The 19056-nt window shown below is 56.8% G+C and carries 18 protein-coding genes; 15 read left to right on the forward strand and 3 right to left on the reverse strand.

What is annotated here, in order from left to right; translation table 11 throughout:
- Positions 1–8 precede the first annotated feature (8 nt).
- Genes ABXR19_RS11385 through ABXR19_RS11405 form a run of 5 tightly spaced genes read left to right on the forward strand, consistent with a single transcriptional unit; the run spans position 9 to position 4359 of the window.
- A complete protein-coding gene (locus ABXR19_RS11385) occupies positions 9–842 on the forward strand; it encodes an SDR family oxidoreductase (protein ID WP_354601253.1) in 834 nt (277 codons plus the stop codon).
- 28 nt (positions 843–870) lie between these two features.
- Positions 871–1455, forward strand: a complete 585-nt coding sequence (locus tag ABXR19_RS11390; protein WP_354601254.1) for an NAD(P)H-binding protein — start codon at positions 871–873, stop codon at positions 1453–1455.
- Complete coding sequence (locus ABXR19_RS11395) at positions 1452–2870, forward strand: MFS transporter (protein ID WP_354601255.1); 1419 nt, start codon at positions 1452–1454, stop codon at positions 2868–2870. Before ABXR19_RS11390 ends, ABXR19_RS11395 begins: the two co-directional genes overlap by 4 nt.
- Before the next feature lie 30 nt (positions 2871–2900).
- Entirely contained in the window at positions 2901–3326 is a 426-nt protein-coding gene (locus ABXR19_RS11400) for a (R)-mandelonitrile lyase (RefSeq protein ID WP_354601256.1), read from the forward strand.
- Between the two features lie 34 nt (positions 3327–3360).
- Positions 3361–4359, forward strand: coding sequence for an aldo/keto reductase (locus tag ABXR19_RS11405; protein ID WP_354601257.1), 999 nt, complete (start codon positions 3361–3363; stop codon positions 4357–4359).
- A gap of 339 nt (positions 4360–4698) precedes the next feature.
- On the opposite strand, the gene gyrB is transcribed toward ABXR19_RS11405, so the two are convergent.
- From gyrB to dnaA, 3 genes are all read right to left on the reverse strand, one after another.
- On the reverse strand, positions 4699–7182 hold the full coding sequence (gyrB, locus tag ABXR19_RS11410) for a DNA topoisomerase (ATP-hydrolyzing) subunit B (protein ID WP_354601258.1): 2484 nt from the start codon (positions 7180–7182) through the stop codon (positions 4699–4701).
- A gap of 105 nt (positions 7183–7287) precedes the next feature.
- The gene (gene dnaN / locus ABXR19_RS11415; protein WP_354601259.1) at positions 7288–8388 is read right to left on the reverse strand and encodes a DNA polymerase III subunit beta; all 1101 of its coding nucleotides are present in this window, start codon (positions 8386–8388) and stop codon (positions 7288–7290) included.
- A gap of 556 nt (positions 8389–8944) precedes the next feature.
- Entirely contained in the window at positions 8945–10345 is a 1401-nt protein-coding gene (gene dnaA / locus ABXR19_RS11420) for a chromosomal replication initiator protein DnaA (protein WP_354601260.1), read from the reverse strand.
- Positions 10346–10632: 287 nt separating this feature from the next.
- On the opposite strand from dnaA, the gene rpmH reads away from it, so the two are divergent.
- From rpmH to ABXR19_RS11470, 10 genes are all read left to right on the forward strand, one after another.
- Positions 10633–10767 (forward strand): 50S ribosomal protein L34, encoded by a 135-nt coding sequence (rpmH, locus tag ABXR19_RS11425; RefSeq protein WP_354601261.1) that lies wholly within the window; start codon positions 10633–10635, stop codon positions 10765–10767.
- A 26-nt stretch (positions 10768–10793) separates the two neighbouring features.
- Positions 10794–11171: a ribonuclease P protein component gene (rnpA, locus tag ABXR19_RS11430; protein WP_354601262.1), complete on the forward strand. Its 378-nt coding sequence runs from the start codon at positions 10794–10796 to the stop codon at positions 11169–11171.
- Complete coding sequence (gene yidD / locus ABXR19_RS11435; RefSeq protein WP_354601263.1) at positions 11168–11377, forward strand: membrane protein insertion efficiency factor YidD; 210 nt, start codon at positions 11168–11170, stop codon at positions 11375–11377. Before rnpA ends, yidD begins: the two co-directional genes overlap by 4 nt.
- A 32-nt stretch (positions 11378–11409) precedes the next feature.
- The gene (gene yidC, locus ABXR19_RS11440) at positions 11410–13146 is read left to right on the forward strand and encodes a membrane protein insertase YidC (RefSeq protein ID WP_435594322.1); all 1737 of its coding nucleotides are present in this window, start codon (positions 11410–11412) and stop codon (positions 13144–13146) included.
- A complete protein-coding gene (gene mnmE / locus ABXR19_RS11445) occupies positions 13121–14473 on the forward strand; it encodes a tRNA uridine-5-carboxymethylaminomethyl(34) synthesis GTPase MnmE (RefSeq protein ID WP_354601264.1) in 1353 nt (450 codons plus the stop codon). Before yidC ends, mnmE begins: the two co-directional genes overlap by 26 nt.
- 9 nt (positions 14474–14482) lie before the next feature.
- Positions 14483–14818 (forward strand): hypothetical protein, encoded by a 336-nt coding sequence (locus ABXR19_RS11450; protein WP_354601265.1) that lies wholly within the window; start codon positions 14483–14485, stop codon positions 14816–14818.
- 28 nt (positions 14819–14846) lie between these two features.
- On the forward strand, positions 14847–15605 hold the full coding sequence (locus tag ABXR19_RS11455; protein WP_354601266.1) for a sulfite exporter TauE/SafE family protein: 759 nt from the start codon (positions 14847–14849) through the stop codon (positions 15603–15605).
- 138 nt (positions 15606–15743) lie between these two features.
- Positions 15744–17651 (forward strand): tRNA uridine-5-carboxymethylaminomethyl(34) synthesis enzyme MnmG, encoded by a 1908-nt coding sequence (gene mnmG / locus ABXR19_RS11460; RefSeq protein ID WP_354601267.1) that lies wholly within the window; start codon positions 15744–15746, stop codon positions 17649–17651.
- Entirely contained in the window at positions 17648–18274 is a 627-nt protein-coding gene (gene rsmG, locus ABXR19_RS11465; RefSeq protein WP_354601268.1) for a 16S rRNA (guanine(527)-N(7))-methyltransferase RsmG, read from the forward strand. The genes mnmG and rsmG overlap by 4 nt, the downstream gene beginning before the upstream one ends.
- Before the next feature lie 3 nt (positions 18275–18277).
- Positions 18278–19048: a ParA family protein gene (locus ABXR19_RS11470; RefSeq protein WP_354601269.1), complete on the forward strand. Its 771-nt coding sequence runs from the start codon at positions 18278–18280 to the stop codon at positions 19046–19048.
- The last annotated feature ends 8 nt before the right edge of the window (positions 19049–19056 follow it).

The following is a 19056-nucleotide window of genomic DNA, read 5'->3' on the forward strand; positions in this document are numbered from 1 at the left end:
GCAAACCCATGAGCAAGGACGTAATCGTCATCATCGGCGCAGGCGGTATCGGTATTGCCATCGCGCGCAGACAAGGTTTTGGCCGCACTGTGCTGCTGGCAGACTTCAATGAGGCAACGCTTGCCAGCGCCGCACTGTCCATGCGCGACGCTGGCTATGCAGTCGAGACTCAAGCGGTCGACGTCACTTCGCGTGACTCGGTCAAGGCGCTGGCCGCCAGGGCGGCTGAGCTCGGCAGCGTGATGCAGGTGGTTAACACCGCCGGCCTCTCGCCCAACATGGCGCCGATTGAAGGCGTGCTGAAGGTCGATCTCTACGGCGCGGCCGTGGTGTTCGATGAGTTCGGCAAGGTTATCGCCCCGGGCGGTGCCGGCCTGATCATCTCCAGCATGGCCGGCCACATGATGCCCGCACTCCCACCGGAGCAGGATCAGGCATTGCTTCACACGCCGACCGAGGAGCTGCTGGCGCTGCCTTTCCTGCAAGCGGATGCCATACCGAACACGGTGGTCGCCTACATGATCGCCAAGCGCGCCAACCATCTGCACGTACAGGCTTCTGCGATCAGCTGGGGCGCTCGCGGGGCGCGCGTCAACTCGATCAGTCCCGGCATTGTCGTCACGCCGCTGGCACTGCACGAACTCAATTCGGAAATCGGCGGCATGTATCGCGCCATGATCGAAGCCTCCCCGGCCAAACGCATGGCACCTCCCGACGAAATCGCCATCGCCGCGTCTTTCCTACTCGGGCCGGATTCAGCTTTCGTGACCGGCAGTGATCTGCTGATTGATGGCGGCGTCATCGCAGCGATGAAGACCGGCACCCTGGCGACGCCCGATTGATCCGGCCTGGACGACTGAAAGAATTGCCATGACCCGTATCCTGATCCTCGGCGCAAACGGCCAGCTTGCGCGCAACACGATTCCCTTCCTGCTCGAACAGCAGGAAGTGACGCTGACCCTCTACTTGCGCCGTGCGAAACGCATCACCAACCCTGACCCGGCACGCGTGCGCATCATCGAAGGCGATGTGCTCAATCGCAACGCGCTCGAGGCAGCCATGCAGGGGCAGGATGTGGTGTATGCCAATCTTGCCGGAGACATGGCGCAGCAAGCGCGCACGATCATCGACGCGATGCACGCCGTCGGCCTCAAGCGTCTGGTGTTCATCAGCTCGATGGGCATCTACGGCGAAGTGCCGGGCGAGAGGTACCGCAGCGTGCTCGATCCTTATCGTGATTCCGCTGCACTGATCGAGGCCTCGGATCTCGAGTACACGATCCTTCGCCCGGGCTGGTTCACGCGCGACAAGGCCGTGACCTACCAGCTCACCCAGAAGAGCGAAGCCTTCCGCGGGCATGAGGTATCGCTCAACAGTCTCTCGGATCTGATCGTGAAGCTCGCGCTCGATCCGGCGTTGCATCGGCGCAGCAGCCTCGGCGTGAGTACACAATGAACAATACAAACCCCCATCCTCATCGCGGCATCATCCTCGCCATCATCATGGCGAGCTATCTGATGCTGGTCGTCGACATCTCCATCGTGCTCACGGGCCTGCCGAAGATCCGCGCCGAGCTGGCCTTCACGCCGGCCAGTCTGTCGTGGATCCAGAATGCCTACACGCTGGCTTTCGGCGGTTTCCTGCTGCTCGGTGCGCGCGCTGGCGACGTCCTCGGCCGGCGCCGCATGTTCATCGTGGGGCTTTCGATATTCACGTTTGCTTCGCTGGCGATCGGGGCCGCGACGACTCCCACTTGGATGATCACTTTCCGTGCTGTGCAGGGTTTTGGTGCAGCAGTGCTGGCGCCTTCCACACTGACCCTGATCGCAACATATTTCGAGGAAGGCCAGGCGCGTAACCGCGCACTCGCCTGGTACGCCGCGGCAGCTGGCATCGGCGCGACCCTGGGGCTGGTGCTCGGAGGCCTGCTGGCAGACCTCATTTCCTGGCGCGCCGGCTTCTTCATCAATCTGCCGATAGGTGTCGTGCTGATTGTCGGCAGCCTGCGTTACATCGGTGAAACGCCACGTCATACCGGGCGGTTCGACCTAGCTGGAGCGCTGACAGCCACGCTGGGCATGTTCGCGCTGGTGTTCGGCATCGTCGAGGCGGCGGAGGCCGGCTGGGCCTCGTCGCTGACGCAGGGCGCCATCCTTGCCGGCATTCTGATGCTCGGCGCCTTCCTGTGGATCGAGCAACACGCCAGTCAACCCCTGCTGCCGCTGGACCTGCTCGGCGATGCGCAGCGCAACGGCGCCTATGTGGCGCGCCTGCTGTTTCTCGCCGGCATGGTGGGCTTCTGGTTCTTCACCGCGCAGTACCTGCAGGGCTCGCTGGGTTTTTCTCCCATGCAGGCGGGGCTTGCTTTTGTCCCGGTGACCTTGCCGCAGTTCATCTCTTCCGTCAGCGTGCCGCGTATTACCCAGCGCTTCGGCCAGCGTCGTGTGCTGCTTGCGGGGCTGAGCCTGTGTGTGGTTGGCCTGCTGTGGCTGGGCCTGACGGCGGCGCAGATGTCGTATCCCGGTGGCGTGGTGCTACCCATGATCCTGCTCGGCTTCGGTCAGGGCTGGGTGCTGGCGCCGCTCACTGTGGCGGGTGTGTCAGGGGTGGAAGGCCGCAGCGCGGGTGCCGCCTCCGGCCTTGTCAATGTGGCCCACCAGCTGGGCGCCTCGCTTGGGCTGGCCGTGCTGGTGGTGGTGTATGCAGGTGGCCATGCGCCGGTGTTTGATGCTTTCGGCATGGCACACCATACGGGTATTACCCTGCTGGCCGCTGCGCTGTTGGTGTTCGCAGCCCTGCTGGTGTCGGCGCGTTACCTGTTCAGGCGTCGGCCTGCCGTGCTCAGCAGCACGATGTCCTCACAAACCTGACTCCGCACCCCTGTGCTGAAAGGATTTTCCATGAATGCGAATACAGAAACTTCCGGTGCCGTGAGCGTTGCCCGCGCTGGCAGTCACAAGATCTTTGCCGGTCCTGCCGAGTGGTTTACCGGTACGGTCAATGTCGAAATGCTCTTTACCGCTCCGGCACCGGCTGCCGTATCGGGCGGGCTGGTGACTTTCCTGCCCGGAGCCCGTACCGCCTGGCATGTTCATCCGCTCGGGCAGACCCTGGTGGTGACCTCCGGTTGTGGCCGCGTTCAGCACTGGGGTGGGCCGGTACAGGAAATCCGTCCCGGTGATGTCGTCACCATTCCGGTGGGCGTGAAGCACTGGCATGGCGCTGCGCCGGATACCGCGATGTCGCACATCGCGATCCAGGAATCGCTGGATGGAAAGAATTCCGACTGGATGGAACAGGTCAGCGCCGAGCAATACGCCAGCTGAGCCGGTACTTCGAATTTTCAGCAAGGAGCAGAGTATGCAGAAACGCGCACTCGGTAATAGCGGTCTTGAAGTTTCCGCCATCGGTTTGGGCTGCATGAGCATGACTGGTGCCGTCTACGGCCCTCAGGCAGACCGGCAAGACATGATCCGTCTGCTGCGCGCCGCGCATGAACGCGGCGTGACCCTCTTCGACAGCGCCGAGGCCTACGGCCCCTTCGCCAACGAAGAGTTGCTCGGCGAGGCGCTGGCACCGATCCGCGAACAGGTCGTCATCGCCACCAAATTCGGCTTCGACATTGATCCGCTCACGGGCCAACGCGGTCCGGGCACCAACAGCCGGCCGGCGCACATCAAGGCTGCGGTAGAAGCCAGCCTCAAGCGCCTGCGTACCGACTACATCGACCTGCTGTATCAGCACCGCGTCGATCCGAATGTGCCAATCGAGGATGTGGCCGGCACCGTCAAGGATCTGGTCACCGAAGGCAAGGTGCGCCATTTCGGCCTGTCGGAAGCGGGCGTGCAAACGATCCGTCGCGCTCACGCAGTGCTGCCAGTGGCTGCTGTGCAGAGCGAATACTCGATGTTCTGGCGTGGCCCGGAGCTGGATCTGCTGGCGACGCTCGAAGAACTGGGTATCGGCTTCGTACCTTTCACCCCGCTTGGCGCCGGCTTCCTGACCGGCAAAATTGACGCCAGCACCCTGTTCGAGGCGGGTGACTTCCGCAACATCGTGCCGCGCTTCACGCCCGAAGCTCGTGCGCAGAATCTGGCGCTGGTGGAACTGCTGAAGACCATCGCTGCCAGCAAGGGCGCCACGCCCGCCCAGATTGCCCTGGCCTGGCTACTCGCGCAGAAGCCATGGATTGTTCCGATCCCGGGCACCACCAAGCTGCACCGGCTTGAAGAAAATCTGAGGGCAATGAACGTGAAACTGGATGCAGACGATCTCGCACGCATCCAGGCTCAGCTCGCCGGCATCGAGATTCAGGGCGAACGCCTGCCGGAAGCCATCTTGAAAATGACCGGCCTTTGATAGGCTTGGCTCAGATTCAAGGGTCTCGTCTGGTGTGTGAATAGGCGGATCGTAACGCGGGGTTCTGTGATGATCGAATCTGGGCGTCCGAAAAGTAGCGCATTGCAGACGGAACTCGCCTGCTTGTCGAATGACCGTTAAGGCCGAAAAGCGGTAGTAACACTACCGTAAGGAGATTGACTCGATTGGGTGATTGATCAGGATTTTCTGCAGAAAATGAAAAGGCCCTTCTCAGGGCCTTTTCATTTTCCACGTGCGTCTCACTATTTCGGAATTTCCAGTCTCACGAATCGGGATTTTTTCTCATCATTTCGGGACACGCGCACACATCCGACAACTTTAAACGTCAATGTTGCGAGCATTCAGCGCATTGCGCTCGATGAATTCCCGACGTGGTTCAACCTGATCACCCATCAAGGTCGTGAAGATTTCATCCGCCGTAATGGCGTCATCAATCTGCACTTTGAGCAGGCGGCGGATGGCCGGGTCCATGGTGGTTTCCCACAGCTGCTCGGGATTCATTTCGCCCAGACCTTTATAGCGCTGCTTGGAGAGGCTGCGTTCGACTTCGTTGAGCATCCAGGTGATGCCTTCGGAGAAACTCTTGATCGGCGTCGTTTTGTCGTTACGGCCCATGCTGGCGCCTTCACCGATGAGACCGCTGATGAGCTGGCTGGCACGGCGGATCACGCTGTAATCGCCTGAGATCAGGAATTCTGGGTCGATCACGGTGCGCTTGATGTTGCCGTGGTGTTTGCGCTCCAGAACCAGTTGCCAGGCCTCGGTGATGCTGTCGAAATAGGCTTTGACTTCGATGGCAGCAGGCACGACGACTTGCAAGCGTGCGGCGGACGCCTGAGTACTGGCTTCGTCATCGAGTTTGAATTCGATGTCGTGCGCCATGGCGGCTTGCAAAACATCCGGGTCAATCCAGCTGGTGAGGCGATTGATGACGGTTTCGGCGAGCAGGTAGCCACGTGCCATTTCTTCAAGCGCGCTGCCTTCAATCGGACTGGCACCTTCACGCGGGATCAGCGCGGCTCCGTCAAGCGAGAGCTTGAGAATGTGAGCGGAAAGCTCGGTGTCGTCCTTGATGTACATCTCGTTGCGGCCGTGTTTGATCTTGTACAGCGGCGGCTGGGCGATGTAGATGTGGCCGCCTTCGACCAGCTCGGGCATCTGGCGGTAGAAGAAGGTAAGGAGCAGGGTGCGGATGTGGGCGCCGTCGACGTCCGCATCGGTCATGATGATGATGCGGTGGTAGCGCAGTTTCTCGGGCTTGTAGTCGTCCTTGCCGATGCCGGTACCGAGTGCAGTGATCAGGGTGACGATTTGCTCGGAGCTGATGAGTTTGTCGAAACGGGCGCGTTCAACGTTAAGCACCTTGCCGCGCAGCGGCAGGATGGCCTGGAATTTACGATCACGGCCCTGCTTGGCAGAACCACCGGCGGAGTCACCCTCGACGATGTAGATTTCGCACAAGGCGGGATCTTTTTCCTGACAATCGGCGAGCTTGCCGGGCAGGCCAACGCCATCAAGCAGACCTTTGCGACGCGTCATTTCACGTGCCTTACGGGCGGCTTCACGGGCGCGTGAGGCTTCGACGATCTTGCCGCAGATGGTTTTGGCGTCAATCGGACGCTCCATCAGAAACTCGGCAAGCTTGGCGGCGACGACTTCTTCAACAGCCGGTCGCGCTTCGCCCGAGACCAGCTTCATCTTGGTTTGCGAAGCAAACTTCGGGTCGGGCATCTTGACGGACAGGACGCAGGCAAGACCTTCGCGCATGTCATCGCCACTGATGTCGACCTTGGCTTTCTTGGCAATTTCGTTTTCATCGATGTACTTGTTGATCACGCGCGTCATGGCCGCACGCAAACCAGTCAAGTGAGTGCCACCATCCGCTTGCGGGATGTTGTTGGTAAAACACAGCACCTGTTCCTGATAGGAGTCGTTCCATTGCATGGCGACTTCAACGGTGAGTTCAACATCATGAACTTGGCCCGTAGTGACCTTGGTAGTACCACTGGCGTAAAAAACGTTCGGGTGAAGCGTGGTTTTGGCACGATTGATGTAATCAACAAAACCCTTCACGCCACCTGCGAAAGCGAAATCTTCTTCCTTGTTGTTGCGCTGATCGATCAGGCGGATACGCACGCCATTATTAAGAAAAGACAACTCGCGCAAGCGTTTGGCGATTATTTCATAGTGCCATTCGACGGTACCGAAAATTTCTTCGTCAGCCAGAAAATACACTTCCGTACCGCGCTTTTCTGTCGTTCCAAGAACTTTTAGCGGCGAAATTTCGATGCCGTTGTGAACTTCGACCAGACGATCAACCGCCTTGCCGCGACAGAACTCGATGAAGTGTTTTTTGCCATCACGACGTACGGTGAGACGCAAAACCTTGGAGAGGGCGTTCACACAGCTCACGCCTACCCCGTGGAGGCCACCAGAGACCTTGTAGCTGTTCTGATTGAACTTGCCGCCAGCGTGGAGCACACACATGACGATTTCGGCCGCTGAACGCTTGGGTTCGTGTTTGTCGTCGAGTTTGACGCCAACCGGAATGCCACGACCGTTGTCGGTTACGGAAATGGCGTTATCGGTATGAATCGTGACGACGATGTCGTCGCAATGTCCGGCCAAGGCTTCGTCAATCGCGTTATCCACGACTTCGAACACCATGTGATGCAGACCTGTGCCATCCGAAGTGTCGCCGATGTACATACCGGGACGTTTACGTACGGCCTCCAGACCTTCCAGCTGCTGGATACTGTCTTCGTCGTAGGTGGGCTCTTGCGGGTTTTGCTGATCGGACATGGAGGTCGACTTTATTGAATCAAGCGTTATACGGGTTGGCTGATGCGGGCAGGATCACATTTGTTTATGGCGTTTTTACTGCCCCTGACCAAGGCCAGACAGGCCTTAGATCCGCATCGGCATTACAACGGCTTTGAACTGTTCATTGCCCGGCAAGGTAAACAACGCCGAGGACATGGGTTCGTTCAGGTGGATCTCTATCGTATCGGTGCTGACGTTGTTGAGAACATCCAGCAGGTAAGTGACGTTGAAGCCCAGTTCAAGGTTTTCACCGGCATAGTTGATTTCCAGTTCTTCCAGCGCTTCTTCCTGTTCGGAATTGGAGCTGATGATCTTCAGGCTGCCCGGTTCCAGCACAACACGCAGACCCCGGAATTTCTCATTGGTCAGAATCGCAGCGCGTTGCAGGGCTGACAGGAAGCTGGCCCGGTGAAGCGTGATCAGCTTCGGGTTACCTTGAGGAATCACCCGATCGTAATCCGGGAATTTGCCGTCAATCAGTTTGGTGATCAGTTCAATCGGGCCAAAGCGGAAACAAGCTTGATTGCCGGTAATGACGATTTCGACCGGATCTTCGGTATCACCCAGCTGACGCGTCAATTCGAGCACGGTCTTGCGGGGCAGGATGACTTCAGTTTTGGCGAACTCTTCTTCCAGCGTATTCGACGACAAGGCCAGCCGATGGCCGTCAGTGGCCACCATGCGCAGTTCGTTACCCATCACCTGCATCAGTAGACCGTTAAGGTAGTAGCGGATGTCCTGAGCGGCCATGGCATAGGCAACCTGAGCCAATTGCCGACGGAAATCCTTTTGCGGCAAACGAACCGTCAGGCTCTCGCCGCTGTTCAGTTGCATGCGGGGATAGTCTGTTGCTGGCAATGTCTGCAGCGCATAGCGGCTCTTGCCGGACTTGAGGGTGACGCGTTTGTCGTCCAGCACCAGGCTGACTTCACCGTCTGGTAAGGCGCGCAGGATGTCCTGCAGCTTGCGCGCACCGATCGTGATGGACGCTTCTCCACCACCTTGGGCGATCTGATGTGTCGTGATCTGGATTTCGATATCCGTCGCGATCAGTGTCAATGCGTCGCCATGCTTCTCGATCAGGACATTGGACAGGATCGGTAGTGTGTGGCGCTTCTCGACAATGCCGGAAACCGACTGCAGAGGTGCCAACAAAGCATCGCGTGTTGTTGTTAACAGAAGCATTTAGACGAACCCCCTACGATTGATATTTTAAAATTTTATATAAAATTCATTTACTTATCTTCATATTGCTTTGGTAGTCAAAAGCGTATGGAGCAAGTTTTGAGCAGATGTCCCGGAACATCTGTTCGTAATTCAAAGTGCCAGATTTCGGCAGTCTATCTACATTTTTTGGAGAAAGGAGCCATTCCTGTCTTCAGGTACAAGATCTTGAGTGTCTTTGTTTTTTCCAAAGTTTCTTGCTGCGTTTGATCAAATGACCTGTTTCTTCTTCAGGTTGATTTTTGTGGTTTGTCCTGATTTCGGGTTTGAGTCTTTGTTGTTAACAAGTATTTTTATATATAACTAATACTATTAATATAGGAAGCACTTTTCTGTGGATAAGTTGTTTTTTTTGTTACAAAACAGTTACTTATCCATGTTGATGAAGCTGTTGGAAAGCACCCTGATAAGTTTGTGAGCAATTGTGGGTAGTTTTGGACTCCAGAGGCTTGAGCTGACTTGTTCACATTTGCTCAAGCCTTGATACCGGGTTTATCCACAGCCTTTTTTCAGGTTTTCAGCCTCGCAATGTCTGGGTCAATACGTGCAGATCGTGGTTGAGTTGCTGGTCTGACAGACGCAATTCAGCGATCGTTCGGCAAGCGTGCAGCACCGTTGTGTGGTCGCGTCCACCGAAAGCATCACCGATAGCAGGCAAGGACGAGGGTGTCAGTTCCTTGGCCAGGTACATGGCTGCCTGACGTGGGCGGGCGATGTTGCGGGTGCGCTTCTTTGACAGCAGTTCGGCAAGCTTGATTTTGTAGAAGTCGGCGACGGTCTTCTGGATCAGTTCAAAGGTGATCTGGCGGTTATGGGCAGCCAGCAGGTCACGCAAGGCATCACGGGCTACTTCCAGGGTGACTTCGCGGCCATGGAAGCGTGCATAGGCGACTACCTTCTTGAGCGCACCTTCGAGCTCGCGTACGTTGGAGCGCAAGTTCTTGGCAATCAGAAAGGTAACGTCGTCAGGCAAGGGCACATTGTCGAACTCTGCTTTCTTCTTGAGGATGGCCATGCGCATCTCAAGCTCAGGTGGTTCGATCTGTACGGTAAGCCCCCAGTCAAAGCGGGAGATCAGTCGATCCTCGAGACCCTGAATATCCTTTGGATAAGTATCACAGGTGATCACGATCTGCTTTTTGGCTTCGGTAAGGGCATTGAAGGCGTGAAAGAACTCGTCACGCGTTCGTTCCTTGTTCCCGACGCCCAGAAACTGGATGTCGTCGATCAGTAGAAGATCCAGCGAGCGGTAGTAGCGCTGGAACTGGTCGAAACTTTTCTGTTGGTAAGCACGCAGTACATCAGCGAAGTAGTCTTCAACATGGATGTAGCGCACAACCATTTTTGGGTTGTGGCGCAGGACTTCATTACCAATCGCGTGAATCAGGTGGGTTTTGCCGAGGCCAACGCCGCCGTATACAAAGAGCGGGTTATAGGATGAGCCTGGATTGTTGGCAACCGAGATGGCTGCTGCCCGAGCGAGATCATTGGCGCGGCCTGTAACAAGCGTGTCAAAAGTCAGCGCCGGGTTAAGCCGGGTTTTTTCGTAACTGGACTTGTTGTTATTGGTCGTAACGGATTCAGGCTGACTTACCGCTTGTACTGGTGCTACTGCCTGCGCTTGAGTGGGGGTGGCATTGCGTGTTGCAAGGCCGGTAGCCGGCTTCTTGGATGGCGTGCCCAATTCCAGACTCAGTGGGGTAACCATGCCGAAGAATTCTTCCGCAAGCTCTTCGAGGCGACGTTGATAGCGTTCGCGCACCCATTGCAGGACAAAGCGGTTAGGCGCCAGGATTTTTATACCTTCACCACTGACGGCTTCGCTAACTTCGAGCGCACGTATCCAGGTGTTGAACTGCTGTGATGGCAGTTCACTTTCCAGTCGGGCCAAGCATGCAGTCCAGAAGGCGTAACTCACGTTGTGCTTAATCGTTGTTGCTGCAAAGGCGAAAGCCTATGCCGGGTTAACAAGCTATCGCCGTGAGCTCTGTTGTATAGAGCTTACGGATCGGTGGTGTCTGGGGTTTTTGACCTATCCGTCTCGTGTCGAGCTTGGAAGGAGTCAGTCTGTTGGCTGGATTCTACCTTTTCAGCAGCTATTTATCCACAGGCTGGAGAAGCTTTAAGCCTCGGTTTTTATTGACAAGAAAGTTTAAATCGGATCTAATCGCGAGTTCTTCGCATCAGTTGCTCTAGGATAAGATCATGAAACGCACGTATCAACCTTCCGTAGTTCGTCGCAAGCGTACCCACGGCTTTCTGGTTCGCATGGCTACCAAAGGTGGTCGCAGGGTGATTAACGCGCGCCGTGCCAAAGGCCGCCATCGCTTGGCCGTCTGAACGCGGTTGTAGCGGGTTCTTTTGCGGTGCTTTCCGCGCCGGACAAAGTAGATTCGCCTGACACCTCGCGGTCATTTCGACCTGCGTATCGCTTGCGCAAAACGGATGAATACTCATCCGTTTTTGCTTTCAGGAAGGCGGTAAAGGGACGTTTCTTTGTCCTGCACTATCGCCCTTCTGGCGATTCAACGGCTCGTCTTGGGGTCGTGATCGCCAAAAAGTTGGCACGCCAAGCCGTGCAACGCAATTTCATCAAACGTATGGCCCGGGAGTTGTTTCGTCACCAACGAGCAACACTGCCCTGCCATGATCTGATCTTGCGTCTTCACTCCTCTCCCAAACCGGCCAGTCGCGCTGATTTGCGCAGTGACATGCAGCACGTATTGCGCCGTTTGCCACGATGAAAACCTTGTTGGTCTGGCTTTTGCACGCTTACCGTTATGCCATCAGTCCATGGCTTGGCAGTCGCTGTCGTTTTTTTCCAAGTTGTTCGGCCTATGCAATCGAAGCCCTTCACAAGCATGGCTTGTTGAAAGGCTTTAGACTAGCCAGTTGGCGTGTACTGCGTTGCCACCCTTGGTGCGACGGTGGTCACGATCCGGTTCCCTGAAGTTCACCCCCTTCTTTTTTCGAGCTCTCATCATGCAGATGGATTTCAAGCGTCTTCTTCTAATGGTCGTGTTTGCCTTTGCGGTAATCATGCTTTGGGAAAAGTGGACGGTTTATAACGCCCCTAAACAAGTAGCTGTTGCGACACAATCTTCGGAAGCTCAATCGGGTCGTGAGGCTCCAGTGCCGATGACTTCCGGTTCTGCGCCCGTTGCGAGCGTAGCTGCCGGGGATGTGACTGCAGCCAAATCTGCATCGATTTATGCGGCGGCTGCAAAGGCGGTCATCAAGACTGACACCATGATTGCGACAGTTTCAGCGCAAGGTGGCGACATCATCCGGGTTGAACTCACTCAACATAAGAAGAGTGCCGATCATCGTAGTTGGTTGAGTTTGTTGCGTTCTATCTTTTCGTCAAGCAAGGAAAGCGAAGAGCCCGCCAAGAATTTCGTGGTGCTACAGGAAGAGGGTGAACACTTCTATGTAGCAAAAAGTGGTTTGACGGGCGGGTTGCCTGATCAGGACACGGTTTTTGATCTCAAGGCGGGTGAATACGTCATTCCGGAAGGCAAGGATGTTTTTGTCTTGCGCATGAATGCACCTGCTGTGAATGGAGTCTCGGTTAGTAAAGTGCTGACTTTTCACCGCGATTCGTACGTAATTGATGTGAGCTTCGAGGTGAATAACGCGGGTTCAAGTGCTTTGAACACGACGTCTTATTTCAAGTTTGTTCGTGACAACAAGCCTACCGAAGGTAGTGATGGTGGGATGTTTGGTGGGACGAACGCCTTTACGGGCCCTGCGATTTATACCGAACAGGGTAAGTTTGAGAAAATCGACTTCAAGAAGATCGAGAAAAACGAAGCCAAGCATGTAGACAAAGCCAAGGATGGTTGGGTCGCGATGGTGCAGCACTATTTCGTGAGCGCCTATTTGCCCAAGTCCGGTGAAGAGCGCAACTTCTTTACCCAGAAAATTGCGGAAGGTGTTTATGGGGCAGGCGTTATCCTGCCGCTGAGCGTCGCAGCTGGTCAAAAAGCAGTCAGCGAAACCCGCTTGTATGTCGGCCCACAGGAACAGAAGAAGCTTGAAGCATTGGCACCAGGCTTCAATCTGGTGGTGGATTACGGTTGGGTTACGATCATTGCGGTGCCCTTGTTCTGGTTCCTGTCCACGATTCATGGCGTGGTGGGTAACTGGGGCTGGTCGATCCTGCTTGTCACGCTTCTGATCAAACTGGCCTTCTTCCCTTTGTCGGCTGCCAGCTATAAGTCGATGGCCAAGATGAAGGTGCTGATGCCGCGCATGAAGCAGCTTCAGGAGCGTTATAAAGACGACAAGATGAAGCTCAACCAGGCCATGATGGAGATGTACAAGACCGAGAAGGTCAATCCCATGGGGGGTTGCCTGCCGATTCTGGTGCAGATGCCGGTCTTCATGGCGCTCTATTATGTGTTGCAGAGCGTGGTCGAAATGCGTCAGGCGCCGTGGCTGGGCTGGATCGTAGACTTGTCTGCCAAGGATCCTTACTTCGTTTTGCCGATCATCATGGGTATCACCATGCTGATTCAGACCAAGCTGAATCCCGCGCCGGCTGATCCGATCCAGGCCAAGGTAATGATGGTGATGCCGATCATGTTTACCTTCATGTTCCTGTGGTTCCCGTCGGGTCTGGTGCTGTACTGGGTTCTGAATAATGTGTTATCGATTGCGCAGCAATGGAAAATCACCCGGATGATCGAGAGTGGTGAAGCCAAGCCTGCAAAGTGATGTAATTGCCGCCGTCGCGACCGCTCCCGGTCGCGGCGGGATTGGTGTGATTCGGGTGTCCGGCCAGAATCTCGCGAGCTTTGCTGAACTTATCACCGGACGTCCTCCCAAGCCTCGCCTCGCCTCTCTGGCAGATTTTCTCGATGAACAGCAGCTACCCATTGATCAGGGTCTGCTCCTGTATTTTCCTGCTCCGCATTCCTACACCGGCGAAGACGTCATCGAGTTGCAAGGCCATGGCGGACCCGTTGTTATGCAGATGTTGCTGGCGCGTTGCCTGGAATTGGGGGCGCGGCTGGCGGAGCCTGGCGAATTTACGCGGCGGGCTTTTCTCAACGATCGGCTCGATCTGGCTCAGGCCGAAGGTGTTGCCGATCTGATTGACGCCTCTACCAGTGCCGCAGCGCGTTCAGCTTTGCGCTCCTTGTCCGGCCGGTTTTCAGAACAGATTCACGCCTGGCGTGATCGGCTGGTGGATCTGCGTATGCTGGTTGAAGCCACACTGGATTTCCCCGAGGAAGAAATCGACTTCTTGCAGGCAGCACGTGCGATTCCTCGGCTGGAGGCTTTGCGCACGGATCTGCAACAGATTTTGCGACGCGCCAAGCAGGGGAGTCTGCTGCGGCGTGGATTGCAGGTGGTGTTGGCGGGACAGCCGAATGTGGGTAAATCCAGTTTGCTGAATCAGCTCTCAGGTGAAGATCGGGCCATCGTGACCGAGGTGGCGGGCACCACCCGGGATGTGCTCAAGGAAGCCATCCAGATCGAAGGCATTCCATTGCACATTATCGACACGGCAGGTCTGCGCGAAACCGATGATCTGGTGGAGCGACTGGGTATTGCGCGCACCTGGGGTGAGATCGAAAAAGCAGATGTTGTCGTGCGCATGGTCGATGCAGCGACAGGCATCACTGCGGCGGATCACGAAATTGATGCGCGTTTGCCCGTTGGCGTACCCGTGATCTGGGTCTTCAATAAAATAGATTTACAGGGTGAACTGCCTAGGCGGGAAGAACTTACAGGTGGTTTTGGTGTGTGGCTGTCCGCGCAAACAGGCATCGGAGTCGATCTTCTGCGCACGGCTTTATTGGGAATCGCGGGTTGGGAATCTCACGATGAAGACGTGTTTCTGGCACGCGAACGGCATCTCGTCGCTTTGCGTGAGGCTGACGAACACATGGCCTTGGCTCTGCAATTTGCCGCGCAACTGGATCTTCTAGCCGAAGAATTACGTCTTGCGCAGGAGGCTGTGAATCTGATTACCGGCGAGTTCGGTGCGGATGATTTGCTGGGCGTGATTTTTTCCCGCTTTTGTATTGGCAAGTAGGAGATCTGTATGTCTGAGCTTGAGAATCAACGAGGTGAGGCATTGCTGATTTCTACCGAAGTCGCACGCATGCTGGTTGCCTTGGGTGTGGACTGGACGGATGAATCCCAGATGCGTGCCATCGCGCGCGAAGCTCTGGCGTATCAAGGTAGTGATTCAACGCAGCATCTTGAACCAGAAGATATTGAGGGCCGTGCGAAGCAGAAGCTCTTTGGGCTCACGGCCCTGATGCTGCGCACCATGGAAGAGGGAGCCGAGCTGGGCGAGCATGTTCATGGTAGTGAAATCTGGAAGGCGCTGGCCAAGGCCTTGTGGACCGAGAAAGGCTCAGGCTCGCCGCAATGAAATGTTTCACGTGGAACATTAACTGATTGTGGAATGGCTACTCCTCATTGGCGGAGCCTTTCTCGCCGGATTGATTGATGCGGTTGTCGGCGGCGGCGGCCTGATCCAACTGCCTTTGTTGCTGGCAGTCTTTCCGTCGGTTTCAATTCCCGTCCTGTTTGGCACCAATAAATTGTCGAGCATTGCTGGTACGGCCAGTGCCGTTGTGCAGTATTCGCGAACTGTCTCTATCCCGCTCCGGATTGTCCTGCATGCCAGCGCAGCAGCACTGCTTGGCGCAGCGATGGGTGCCGCAGCGGTTTCGTTCTTATCCACCCAAGTGCTCAAACCGATGGTTTTGGTTCTGCTACTGAGTGTTGCGGCGTATACCTGGTTCAAACCGAATTTTGGTACCGACTCTGTTTCTAAAGGTGATATTCGTTGGCCGCGCTTGATTGCCTGCGCGATTGGTTTTGGTTTGGGTTTCTATGATGGATTTTTCGGGCCGGGCACCGGTAGCTTTCTGATTTTTGCTTTTGTCCGGATTTTTGGTATGGATATGCTGCGCGCCTCAGCTAGTGCCAAGCTGGTCAATCTGGCGACAAATTTTGCCGCTTTGGGATTCTTTCTTCTCCACGATGGCGTTTTGTGGAAGGTTGGTTTGGCGATGGCATGTGCCAATGTGATGGGCGCACAAGTCGGGGCGCGGCTGGCGGTTCGTCACGGCAATGCGTTCGTGCGCCAACTTCTGTTGTTCGTGGTATCTGTGCTGATCCTGAAACTGAGTTGGGATTTGTTTTCTCTCTAGTGGATGTTCCACGTGGAACATCTGGCCTGTACGACCACTTATACAGTTTGATTCACAGCTTTTCCACAGACCTATCCACTAGGCCGCATGCCGTGCCCGGCGTATCATTGCGAGCCCATTTATCCATGTTTATTCCTGATGCTGCATCCTGAACGCTTCGATGTGATTGTTGTTGGTGGTGGCCATGCCGGTACTGAGGCCGCATTGGCGGCTGCGCGCGCAGGCTGCAAGACTTTATTGCTAAGTCACAACATCGAGACGCTGGGCCAGATGAGCTGCAATCCGTCGATTGGTGGAATTGGCAAGGGCCATCTGGTCAGGGAAGTAGATGCCTTGGGTGGCGCCATGGCGTCTGCGACGGACGAGGCCGGCATCCAGTTCCGTACCCTGAATGCGTCAAAAGGCCCGGCGGTTCGTGCCACGCGCGCTCAGGCAGACCGTGTTCTGTACAAAGCTGCGATCCGGCGACGTCTGGAAAATCAGCCGAATCTGACGCTGTTTCAGCAGGCTGTGGATGACATCACCGTCGTGGGTGATCGGGTTACCGGTGTCGTGACGCAGATTGGTCTGCGTTTCGAGGCGCCCACGGTGGTGCTGACCGCCGGTACTTTCCTCAACGGGTTAATTCACGTTGGCATGCAGAGTTATTCGGGTGGGCGGGCCGGCGATCCGCCCGCGATTTCCTTGTCGCACCGTTTGCGTGAACTGGCCTTGCCGGTCGGCCGCTTGAAAACCGGGACGCCGCCGCGCCTGGATGGCAAGACCATCAATTTCTCAGTCATGCAGGAGCAGCACAGCGATACCCCCCGCCCGGTGTTCTCCTTTATGGGCAATGCGGCTCAGCATCCGCGTCAGCTGCCGTGCTGGGTGACACGCACCAATCCGCGTACGCACGAAATCATTCTGGCCAATCTGGATCGCTCGCCCATGTACGCAGGCGTGATCGAAGGCGTTGGGCCGCGTTATTGCCCGTCCATCGAGGACAAGGTGCACCGCTTCGCCGACAAGGATGGTCACAACATTTTCCTTGAGCCGGAAGGCCTGACGACGCACGAGATCTATCCGAACGGAATCTCCACGTCCTTGCCCTTCGATGTGCAGCTGGCCGTGGTGCAAAGCATTGAAGGCCTGGAAAAGGCGCACATCCTGCGCCCCGGCTACGCCATCGAATACGATTATTTCGACCCGCGTAACCTCAAGAACAGTTTTGAAACCAAGAGCATCGGCGGCTTGTTCTTTGCCGGCCAGATCAATGGCACCACGGGCTACGAAGAGGCGGCCGCTCAGGGCCTGCTGGCGGGTGTTAACGCGGCCTTGCAGGTGCAAGGCAAGGAAGCCTGGTGTCCGCGCCGTGACGAGGCTTATTTAGGCGTGCTGGTTGATGACCTGATCACGCAGGGCGTTGCCGAACCGTATCGGATGTTTACCTCGCGTGCCGAGTACCGCCTGAGCTTGCGTGAAGACAATGCGGATCTACGCCTGACCGAGCAGGGCAGGGCTTTGGGCCTGATCGACGATCAGCGCTGGGCGGCCTTTTGCAACAAGCGCGAGGCGATCGAGCGCGAAAGCGCCCGTCTGCATTCAAGCTGGGCGGTGCCGCACAAGCTGGCTGCCGGCGAGGCGCAGGCCATCTTCGGTCAGGAACTGGAACGCGAATACCGTTTCTTCGATCTCTTGCGTCGTCCCGGTATGAGCTATGCGGCGCTGATGAGTCTGTCGACCGCGCCGCCAGACCCCGAAACCGATCCTCAGGTGCTGGAGCAGATCGAGATCTCCGCCAAGTATCAGGGCTACATCGAGCGTCAGCTCGATGAGGTTCAGCGTGCCTCGAAACAGGAAAATACCGTCTTGCCCGCCGATCTGGACTACGCACAGGTCAGTGGCCTGTCCAAAGAGGCGCAGCAAAAGCTTACCCAGCAAACCCCGCAAACCCTCGGTCAAGCCTCGCGGATTCAGGGCATCACGCCGGCCACGATCACCTTGCTGACCGTGTATCTGAAGAAACGCGAACTGATGGCGCGGGCTGCCAAAGGGGCGATTCTATGAGCGCCGCGCAACGTCTGGCTGCCGGCATCGCCGCGCTGGGCCTAGATCTTGACGATATTACCCAGCAGCGCCTGCTCGCCTATGGCGCGCTGCTGATGAAGTGGAACAAGGTCTATAACCTCACCGCGATTCGCGATGAGGCCTCGATGATCGATCTGCATCTGCTCGATTCGCTGGCGATCCTGCCGCATCTGGCGCAGGTCACGCGCGTCGCCGATATCGGCAGCGGTGGCGGCCTGCCCGGCATCCCGCTGGCTATCTGCCGGCCGGATTGCGAAGTCGCGCTGGTCGAAACCGTGGGCAAGAAAACCAGCTTCCTGACCCAGGCCAAGGCTGAGCTGGGCCTCACTAATCTGAGCGTACACAACACCCGCGTCGAGAATCTCAAACCGGCCGTGCTGTATCCCGCGGTCAGTTCGCGCGCCTTCGCCAGTCTCTACGATTTCGTCACGCTTACCGAGCATCTGCTGGCCCCCGGCGGTCAATGGATTGCCATGAAGGGCGTGTATCCTCAAGACGAAATTGACGCCTTGCCCGCTGGCATCACGCTGCGTGAATCGCGCCGCCTTGAAGTGCCCGGCGTGGCCGCAGAACGACACCTTTTGTTCATTTCCCGGAACTGACCCATGGCCCGCATCTTTGCCGTTGCAAACCAGAAGGGTGGCGTTGGCAAGACCACCACCACCGTCAATCTGTCCGCCGCGCTCGCCGCGCACGGCCAGCGTGTGCTGCTGGTCGATCTCGACCCGCAGGGCAATGCCACCATGGGTTCCGGCGTCGACAAGCGCGCGGTGCCAGCGACGGTGTATCAGGTATTGATTGGCCAGATCAGCGTCGCCGAGGCGCGTGCGCGCTCCGAAGCGGGTGGCTACGACGTGCTCGCGGCCAACCGCGAACTGGCCGGTGCCGAGATCGATCTCGTGCAGATCGACAATCGCGAGAAGCGCCTCAAGGACGCGCTGGCGCCCGTGGATGGCGAGTACGACTTCATCCTCATCGACTGCCCGCCCAGCCTTTCCATGCTGACCCTGAATGGCCTCTGTGGTGCCCACGGCGTGATCATCCCGATGCAGTGCGAGTACTACGCGCTGGAAGGCCTTTCCGACCTCGTGAATACCATCAAGCAGGTGCATGCCAAGCTCAACCGCGATCTGAAGATCATCGGCCTGCTGCGCGTCATGTTCGACCCGCGCAGCACCCTGTCGCTGCAGGTTTCGGCCCAACTTGAGGCGCACTTCGGTGACAAGGTCTTCAAGGCCATCATCCCGCGCAACGTGCGTCTGGCCGAAGCGCCCAGCCATGGTCTGCCCGGCGTGGTCTTCGACAAAGCCGCCAAAGGCTCGCAAGCCTATCTGCAATTCGCCGCCGAGATGATCGAGCGGATCAAGACAATTTAACCGGACTG

Source organism: Uliginosibacterium flavum (assembly GCF_040566545.1).
GTDB lineage: Bacteria > Pseudomonadota > Gammaproteobacteria > Burkholderiales > Rhodocyclaceae > Uliginosibacterium > Uliginosibacterium flavum.

What these genes read in the sequence shown, in the direction of transcription:
- ABXR19_RS11385 (WP_354601253.1), top strand. Translation starts at nt 9, where the DNA reads ATGAGCAAGGACGTAATCGTCATCATCGGCGCAGGCGGTATCGGTATT.
- ABXR19_RS11390 (WP_354601254.1), top strand. Translation starts at nt 871, where the DNA reads ATGACCCGTATCCTGATCCTCGGCGCAAACGGCCAGCTTGCGCGCAAC.
- ABXR19_RS11395 (WP_354601255.1), top strand. Translation starts at nt 1,452, where the DNA reads ATGAACAATACAAACCCCCATCCTCATCGCGGCATCATCCTCGCCATC.
- ABXR19_RS11400 (WP_354601256.1), top strand. Translation starts at nt 2,901, where the DNA reads ATGAATGCGAATACAGAAACTTCCGGTGCCGTGAGCGTTGCCCGCGCT.
- ABXR19_RS11405 (WP_354601257.1), top strand. Translation starts at nt 3,361, where the DNA reads ATGCAGAAACGCGCACTCGGTAATAGCGGTCTTGAAGTTTCCGCCATC.
- gyrB (WP_354601258.1), bottom strand. Translation starts at nt 7,182, where the DNA reads ATGTCCGATCAGCAAAACCCGCAAGAGCCCACCTACGACGAAGACAGT.
- dnaN (WP_354601259.1), bottom strand. Translation starts at nt 8,388, where the DNA reads ATGCTTCTGTTAACAACAACACGCGATGCTTTGTTGGCACCTCTGCAG.
- rpmH (WP_354601261.1), top strand. Translation starts at nt 10,633, where the DNA reads ATGAAACGCACGTATCAACCTTCCGTAGTTCGTCGCAAGCGTACCCAC.
- yidD (WP_354601263.1), top strand. Translation starts at nt 11,168, where the DNA reads ATGAAAACCTTGTTGGTCTGGCTTTTGCACGCTTACCGTTATGCCATC.
- yidC (WP_435594322.1), top strand. Translation starts at nt 11,410, where the DNA reads ATGCAGATGGATTTCAAGCGTCTTCTTCTAATGGTCGTGTTTGCCTTT.
- ABXR19_RS11450 (WP_354601265.1), top strand. Translation starts at nt 14,483, where the DNA reads ATGTCTGAGCTTGAGAATCAACGAGGTGAGGCATTGCTGATTTCTACC.
- mnmG (WP_354601267.1), top strand. Translation starts at nt 15,744, where the DNA reads ATGCTGCATCCTGAACGCTTCGATGTGATTGTTGTTGGTGGTGGCCAT.
- rsmG (WP_354601268.1), top strand. Translation starts at nt 17,648, where the DNA reads ATGAGCGCCGCGCAACGTCTGGCTGCCGGCATCGCCGCGCTGGGCCTA.
- ABXR19_RS11470 (WP_354601269.1), top strand. Translation starts at nt 18,278, where the DNA reads ATGGCCCGCATCTTTGCCGTTGCAAACCAGAAGGGTGGCGTTGGCAAG.